The organism is Macromonas nakdongensis (assembly GCF_002837145.1).
Lineage (GTDB): Bacteria > Pseudomonadota > Gammaproteobacteria > Burkholderiales > Burkholderiaceae_C > Macromonas_B > Macromonas_B nakdongensis.
Genome location: NZ_NWMV01000068.1, coordinates 61,783 through 67,949 on the forward strand (window position 1 = coordinate 61,783; position 6,167 = coordinate 67,949).

9 protein-coding genes are annotated in these 6,167 nt (G+C 68.1%); 3 read left to right on the plus strand and 6 right to left on the minus strand.

All coding sequences use genetic code 11. The features are described 5' to 3' along the window. The first annotated feature begins 5 nt into the window (after nt 1–5). Nucleotides 6–1,073, plus strand: coding sequence for a Holliday junction branch migration DNA helicase RuvB (gene ruvB / locus CON77_RS10505; protein ID WP_101049100.1), 1,068 nt, complete (start codon nt 6–8; stop codon nt 1,071–1,073). Between the two features lie 32 nt (nt 1,074–1,105). On the opposite strand, the gene CON77_RS10510 is transcribed toward ruvB, so the two are convergent. Beyond that, nucleotides 1,106–1,744, minus strand: coding sequence for a histidine phosphatase family protein (locus CON77_RS10510; RefSeq protein WP_101049101.1), 639 nt, complete (start codon nt 1,742–1,744; stop codon nt 1,106–1,108). A gap of 85 nt (nt 1,745–1,829) precedes the next feature. On the opposite strand from CON77_RS10510, the gene CON77_RS10515 reads away from it, so the two are divergent. Further along, entirely contained in the window at nt 1,830–2,810 is a 981-nt protein-coding gene (locus CON77_RS10515) for a chemotaxis protein (RefSeq protein WP_101049109.1), read from the plus strand. Between the two features lie 27 nt (nt 2,811–2,837). On the opposite strand, the gene CON77_RS10520 is transcribed toward CON77_RS10515, so the two are convergent. The 5 genes from CON77_RS10520 to CON77_RS10540 are packed head-to-tail and all read right to left on the minus strand — an operon-like array spanning nt 2,838 to nt 5,967. Next, the gene (locus CON77_RS10520) at nt 2,838–3,500 is read right to left on the minus strand and encodes a DUF4136 domain-containing protein (RefSeq protein ID WP_101049102.1); all 663 of its coding nucleotides are present in this window, start codon (nt 3,498–3,500) and stop codon (nt 2,838–2,840) included. A 13-nt stretch (nt 3,501–3,513) separates the two neighbouring features. Next, nucleotides 3,514–4,446 carry a tRNA 2-thiocytidine(32) synthetase TtcA gene (ttcA, locus tag CON77_RS10525; protein WP_101049110.1) on the minus strand — a complete coding sequence of 311 codons (933 nt, stop codon included), beginning with the start codon at nt 4,444–4,446 and terminating at the stop codon, nt 3,514–3,516. 20 nt (nt 4,447–4,466) lie between these two features. Continuing rightward, nucleotides 4,467–4,847, minus strand: coding sequence for a dihydroneopterin aldolase (locus CON77_RS10530; protein ID WP_101049103.1), 381 nt, complete (start codon nt 4,845–4,847; stop codon nt 4,467–4,469). Then, nucleotides 4,844–5,266, minus strand: a complete 423-nt coding sequence (locus tag CON77_RS10535) for a dihydroneopterin aldolase (RefSeq protein ID WP_232788497.1) — start codon at nt 5,264–5,266, stop codon at nt 4,844–4,846. Before CON77_RS10535 ends, CON77_RS10530 begins: the two co-directional genes overlap by 4 nt. Further along, complete coding sequence (locus CON77_RS10540) at nt 5,263–5,967, minus strand: SDR family oxidoreductase (protein WP_101049104.1); 705 nt, start codon at nt 5,965–5,967, stop codon at nt 5,263–5,265. The genes CON77_RS10535 and CON77_RS10540 overlap by 4 nt, the downstream gene beginning before the upstream one ends. Before the next feature lie 26 nt (nt 5,968–5,993). On the opposite strand from CON77_RS10540, the gene CON77_RS10545 reads away from it, so the two are divergent. Then, a partial coding sequence (locus CON77_RS10545) for a ribosomal protein L16 (RefSeq protein WP_198552339.1) occupies nt 5,994–6,167 on the plus strand: 174 nt, incomplete at its 3' end.

A 6,167-nucleotide genomic window follows, 5' to 3' on the forward strand; every position in this document is an offset into this window, starting at 1 on the left:
CCCGCATGGCGATCGAAACCGACGACTTTGCCCCCGCGCCCAAGCGCATGGTGTCTGCCGTGCCCGAAAGCAGCCGCGAGGAGGCGCTGGAGCGCGCCCTGCGGCCCAAGGGCCTGACCGAGTACGTGGGCCAGGCCAAGGTGCGCGAGCAGCTGGAAATCTTCATCGGCGCAGCCAAAAAGCGCCAGGAAGCGCTGGACCATGTGCTGCTGTTCGGCCCGCCGGGCTTGGGCAAAACCACGCTGTCGCACATCATCGCGCACGAATTGGGCGTCAATTTGCGCCAAACCAGCGGTCCGGTGCTGGAAAAGCCCAAAGACCTGGCCGCCCTGCTGACCAATCTGGAGCCCAACGACGTCCTGTTCATCGACGAGATCCACCGGCTGTCGCCCGTGGTGGAGGAAATCCTCTACCCCGCGCTGGAGGACTACCAGATCGACATCATGATCGGCGAAGGCCCTGCCGCGCGCTCCATCAAGCTGGACCTGCAGCCCTTCACCCTGGTGGGGGCCACCACCCGCGCCGGCATGCTGACCAACCCGCTGCGCGACCGTTTCGGCATCGTCGGGCGGCTGGAGTTCTACACGCCCGAGGAGCTGGCCCGCATCGTCAAACGCAGTGCCGGGCTGCTGGGCGCACCGATCGCACCCGACGCGTCGTTCGAGGTGGCGCGCCGTTCGCGCGGCACCCCGCGCATCGCCAACCGCCTGCTGCGCCGGGTGCGCGACTACGCCGAGGTCAAGGGCGACGGCACCATCACCCTGGACATGGCCAACCGCGCGCTGGCGATGCTGGACGTGGACCCGGTGGGCTTCGACCTGATGGACCGCAAGCTGCTGGAAGCGGTGATCCACAAGTTCGACGGCGGGCCGGTGGGGCTGGACAACATCGCCGCCAGCATCGGCGAGGAGCGCGACACCATCGAGGACGTGATCGAGCCCTACCTGATCCAGCAGGGCTATTTGCAGCGCACGCCGCGCGGACGCATCGCCACGCTGGCGGCATTCCGGCACCTGGGGCTGCAGCCGCCGCAGGTGGAGCCCGGCCTGTTTGACCCAGGCGCCGCGGCCTGAGTCCCCTCGCCTGAGCGCCGGGCGCTCGCGTTTCAGGACGTGAGTTCGTCGCGCGTGCTGTCGGCCAGGTGCGCGGTGTCGGCCCAGCCGACCAGGGTCAGGCCTTCGGGGGTCCACAGCACCCGGTTGATGGCGGCGTTGCCCAGCAGCCAGGTGCGCGGGGCCTGCAGGTCCAGCCGCGTGGTCAGGCGGTAGAGGATGTCGAGCACGCCGCCGTGGGCCACCACCACGATCTGCTCGCCCAGGTGCTGGGCGGCCAGTTCGGCAAAGGTCTGCGCCACCCGCTCGCGCAGGGTCAGCAGGGATTCACCGCCGGGCGGGGCAAAGTCGGGCACGCGGCGGCGCCAGGGCTCGGCCACCTCCGGGCGCAGCGTTTCCAGTTCTGCCCAGGTCGCGCCCTGGCAATCACCGAAGTGCCGTTCGCGCAGGCCCGGGTGGTGTTGCACCGGCAGCGCCAGGGCGGCCCCGATCGCTTGGGCGGTTTGCGCGGCGCGTTGCAGGTCGCTGGCGTAGACGGCGCTGACCGCTTCACCACGCAAGGCCTCGGCGGTGCGCTGGGCCTGCCATAAGCCGGTGTCGTTCAGGGGGATGTCGAGCTGGCCCTGGATGCGGGTGTCTTTGTTCCAGGCGGTTTCGCCGTGGCGGATGGCCAGGATGCGGGTGCAGTGCAAACGAAACTCCTTGTGTGGGCGACGGTTGTGCCTAGAATGGTAACAACCGGTGGGCCGTGGGCCCGCCAAGCACCAGGAAACCTCCATGAGCGCCTCTTCCATCCAGAAGGACATCGACGAACGCACCAACCTCACCGGCTCCAACAAGTTCGAGATGCTCTTATTCCGTCTGGGGCTCTCGGCCGGCAGCGAACGCTCCGAACTGTTCGGCATCAACGTCTTCAAGATCCGCGAGATCGTGGCCATGCCGCCGGTGACCGCCATGGCCGGCGCGCCGCAGCACGTGCTCGGCGTGGTCAACCTGCGCGGCCAGGTGATTCCGGTGATCGACCTGCCCGCCGTGGTCGGCTGCACGCCCCAGACCGGCCTGAACATCATGCTGGTGACCGAGTACGCGCGCACGACCCAGGCCTTCGCGGCCGAGTCGGTGGAAGACATCGTGCGCCTGGATTGGAACCAGATCCTGTCGGCCGACGGCACCGTGGCGCGCGGTTACGTGACCAGCATCGCCCGCCTGGACGGCGACCAGAACAGCACCCGCCTGGCACAGATCCTCGACGTGGAGTCCATCCTGCAGCGCGTGCTGCCGAACGAGGCGGTGGAGGTCAAGGCCGAGACCGTGGGTCCGACCGTGGCCATCAAGCCCGGCAGCGTGGTGGTGGCGGCCGACGATTCCTTCGTGGCGCGCAGCATGATCGAACAGGAGCTGCGCGTGCTCGACCTGCCTTTCCTGATGGGCAAGACCGGCCAGGAGGCATGGAACAAGCTGCTCGAGATCGCCGCCGACTGCGAGGCCCAGGGCATTCCCATGCACGACAAGGTGGCGGTGGTCCTGACCGACCTGGAAATGCCCGAGATGGACGGTTTCACCCTGACGCGCAACATCAAGAAAGACCCGCGCATGCGCGGCCTGCCGGTGGTGATCCATTCCTCGCTGACCGGCGACACCAACGAGAACCACGTGCGCAGCGCAGGGGCCGATGCCTATGTGGCCAAGTTCGCGGCCAAGGAACTGGCCGACGTGCTGCGTTCCGTGCTGGCCCGCTACGGCCACCTCCCCGCCTGAACGGACGCCGCCCGGCCGGGCGGGGTGTCAGCGCGGCACGTCGAGGGTGACGCGGCGCGGACCGCTGGGGGCCTGGGGAAAGCCGTCCAGGGCCGCCTGCACCAGGGCCTCCCAGATGGCGGGGGTGCCGTGCCAGGGGCCGTCGTGGGCGGCCCGGCTTTCGTACACCGCCTGGCCGTTGCGTGCGTCCCGCACCAGCACCGACACTTCGCGCTGGTAGTAGGGCGGGGTCATGCCGGGGAAGCCCGGCATCCGCACCACTTTGCCGTTGCCCGTGACCACGTAATCGCGCCCGGCCAAGCCACCGAAGGGCCAGCGTTCGCGCGGGTCATCCCAGGGCGCATAAGGAAATTTTTGGGAGCGTGCGCTCACTTCGATCAGCCAGCGGGCGGGTGCGGCGTCGCTGGCCGGCTGCAGCCCCGTGGCCTGGAGCCGGCGGCCCACCGCCGCTTCCAGGGCGGTCTGTTCGGCCGTGGCTTGCGCCAGCGAGGGCAGGCGTTCAAAACGGAAACGGTCGCCGGGGCCGGGCACGGCACCGGCCGACCAGCGCGGGTAGCTCTGCACCTCGTGGTCCAGCCGGATGACGCTGGCGCAGCCGCCCAGCAGCAGGGCCAGGCCCAGCAGGCCCGCCGCCCAGCCGCTGCGGCGCCCCCGGTCCCGGGCGGTGGTGGTGCGGTCTGGTGTGCCCATGGTGCGCAGCGGTTCAGGCCAGGGGAGTGAGGGCAATGACCTGCTCCGCCGGCAGGGCGGGGGCGCTGGGCAGGGGCTCCTCGTCGAAGGCGGTGTCGCCGTTTTCGTCGGCCACGCCGGTGGTCTGGAGTGTTTCGAACGGGAACAACTGCCGGTCCATCAGGTGGCTGGGCACCACGTTCTGCAGGGCACGCAGCATGTTGTCGAGCCGGCCGGGAAATTTCTTGTCCCATTCGCGCAGCATGTTGCCCACCTGCACGCGCTGCAGGTTGTCCTGGCTGCCGCACAGGGTGCAGGGGATGATGGGGTAAGCCTGCACCTGCGCCCAGCGGACGATGTCTTTTTCGGCCACGTAAGCCAGCGGGCGGATGACCATGAATTCGCCGTTGTCGCTGACCAGCTTGGCCGGCATGCCCTTGAGCTTGGCGCCGAAAAACATGTTGAGGAACAGGGTCTGCAGCATGTCGTCGCGGTGGTGGCCCAGGGCGATCTTGTTGCAACCCAGCTCGCGTGCCACGCGGTACAGAATGCCGCGGCGCAGCCGGCTGCACAGGCTGCACATGGTCTTGCCCTCGGGGATCACCTTTTTGACGACGCTGTAGGTGTCCTGGGTTTCGATGTGGAAGGGCAGGTCGAGTTTGGACAGGTACTCGGGCAGGATGTGCGCCGGAAAGCCCGGTTGCTTCTGGTCGAGGTTGACGGCCACCAGTTCGAAGTCGATCGGCGCGCGCTGGCGCAGCTTCATCAGGATGTCGAGCAGGGTGTAGCTGTCCTTGCCGCCCGACAGGCAGACCATCACCCGGTCGCCGGCCTCGATCATGCGGTAGTCGGTGATGGCTTCGCCCACCTGGCGGCACAGGCGCTTTTCCAGCTTGTGGTCTTCGCGTTCGATCTTCAGCGCCTTTTTCGCCTCGGCGCTGTCTGGGGTGGGGGTATCGGTGCTCATGTCGGGGTCCTGTGGCGGGTTCACCATTGCCCGCTTTCCATGCGGATGGCGACCTCGCAGTCGTCAAAAATTTCCAGTTTCGCGATTTTCACCCGCACGCCAATCACGCCGGGCAGCTGCATCAGCCGGTGCGCCAGCTTGCCGATCAGGCTTTCCAGCAGGTTGACGTGTTCGGCGGTGCATTCGTCGATGATGATTTCGCGCACTTTGCGGTAGTCCAGCACGTGGCTGATGTCGTCGTCGTGCGGCATCAACGGCTGGGTGCCCTGGTTCAGCTCGGCGTCCACCTGGATGGGCTGGGGGCCGGTTTTTTCGTGGTCGAGGATGCCCAGGTTGGCGTCGAAGCGCAGGCCGGTCAGCGTCAGGATCTGGGTGCCGGCTTTGGAGGCGGGGTGGTTCATGGCGAGTCGGGCTTGAGGCGGAACACTTCCACCCCCACCGCTTCGCAGTCGGGGTAGACGTCGGGTTTGCGGGTGGACAGGCGCACCGCGCGCACGCCCGGGTGGGCCAGCAAGCGGTCGGCCAGGTCGTCGCACAGGGTTTCCTGCAGTTCGATGTGGCCTTGCGCCAGCCGCAGCGCCACCTCGGTGCGCACAAAGTCGTAGTCCACCACCTCGTGCAGGCGGTCCAGCGACGGCGTCGAGCGCGCCAGCGGCACCCACAATTCCACGTTGACAAGCAAGCGCTGGGCCACGCCTTTTTCAAAATCGTGCGCACCGATGTGGGCTTGCACCTCGTGGTTGCGCAGGAACAGGCGGCGGCAGGTCAGGGCCAGCTCGTCCATCAGGCTGTGGTGCATGGGCAGGGTCAGGTCGTTCATGGCATCAAAGGGGGGTGGCCGTTGTCCACGGCGAACATCACGTCGCGCGCCAGCGGCACCAGGTGCTGGCCGTTGTCCACGCACAGCGTGGTGCCCGTCAGGCCGGCGGTGCTGGCCAGGAACAGGCAGGTGCGGGCCACGTCGGCCGGGTCGATGGGGCGGCGCAGCAGGTTGACGCGGCTGGCGCGCTCGAAATTCTCGGGCGATTGCGGGCCGCTGAGGAACATCAGCCCCGGCGCCACGCCGCACACCCGCACCTGGGGTGCCAGCGCCTGCGCCTGCAGTGCCACCGCGCGTTCCAGGGCCAGCTTGGTCAGCGTGTATGAAAAATAGTCGGGGTTGAGGTTGTAGACCTTCTGGTCCAGCACGTGCACGATGCAGGCGCTGCCGTGGGCGGCGTCGCTGTCGGCGGCGGGCCAGTCGGCGGCCAGCCGGCGGCCCAGCGCCAGCGGGGCGATCAGGTTGACCTCCAGCTGGTGCCGGGCCAGGTCGGCGTCGAACGTGGCGCCGGTGTCGGGCTCGAAGGCCGAGGCGTTGTTCACCAGACAGCGCAGCGGCCCGGCCAGTGCGCGGGCCGCGTCCATCAGCGCGTCGCGGCCGGCGTCGGTGGTCAGGTCGCCGTCCAGCGGGGTGGCCAGGTGGCCCTGGGCGCGCAGTTGCTCGCACAGGGCCTGTGCCGCCCCGGCCGATGGCAGCGACAAGCCCCAGGCCTAAGGAGAAATAGAAAATGTTGCAACCGGCTAGCCGTAAAGACCGTAAAGAGCAAAAAGGCCGCAACACAGGGATTGCAACCACCGGCAACACCGAGGCCTTTGGCGATTTCGGCCTGAAGTCCACCGACCGTGGCCGTCTGACGGCACGCCAGATCGAATCCGCACGCCGTGCGATCCCCCGTCACGTC